Raw genomic sequence first — 844 nt, forward strand, 5'->3', positions numbered from 1 at the left:
CCGACGACGTGCTGGCCGGGCTTGGCCTCAATGAGCGCCAGTTGAAAGCACTCCCCGCCATCCGGCGGCAGCCGCGATTTGCCAACAGCGACTATCAGGCGACCACGGGCGCCAGCCGCGCCACCGCCAAGCGCGATCTCGAGGAACTGATTGCCAAGGGACTGATCGTGCCGCAAGGGAGCGGCCGCGGCGCCTACTACGAGTTTGCCCGCAAACGGCCCAGCAATGGCTCAAATGGCCCAAGCCTCCGCCGGGCAATGGAACGCCCAGCCCCGCCTCGTTGCCGAGCTGCACGCCCAGCTCACCGGGCCCGCGGAACTAGAGCTGGTGCGTTCGGTGTTTCGGCTGCATCCCGAGGTGAAGAGCGCCACGATGTTCGGCTCACGCGCCAAGGGCACCCACAGCGACCGCTCGGATGTGGGCCTGGTGGTGGCTGGCGACATCGAGCCGCTCTGCGCCGAGGCGATCGCATCGGAGTTGGAGGAGCTGCCGTTGCCGTATCGGTTTGACGTGCAATCCCTGGCTCACATTCAGCACCGCAAACTGCTGGAGCACATTCAACGGGTGGGCATTCGCATCTACCCGGCGCCATGACAGTGATTCCCCGGATGCCGAACTTCGCCTGTGAACGGCACGGCCTGTTCGCCGAGGGAGAGAAACTTGAGCTGGCCATCCAAGTCAACCTGAGGGGGCTGGGTTATGGCGGGTGAATAGGAGGAAACAACGCTCGGCGAATGTGCCGAGTTGTTGTCTGGCGGTATTCCGTTCAAGGGCAACGAGGCGTTCTGGTCTGGGCCCATACCAGGGGTCAGTGCGAAAGACATGAAGTCATTCCGCCTTCACG

At 63.9% G+C, this 844-nt stretch carries 1 protein-coding gene; it reads left to right on the plus strand.

Annotated elements, in window-relative coordinates:
- Positions 1-234 precede the first annotated feature (234 nt).
- Complete coding sequence (locus AC01FP_RS18115; protein WP_474482203.1) at positions 235-594, plus strand: nucleotidyltransferase domain-containing protein; 360 nt, start codon at positions 235-237, stop codon at positions 592-594.
- The last annotated feature ends 250 nt before the right edge of the window (positions 595-844 follow it).

It is taken from the genome of Cyanobium sp. NIVA-CYA 375, from assembly GCF_056108345.1.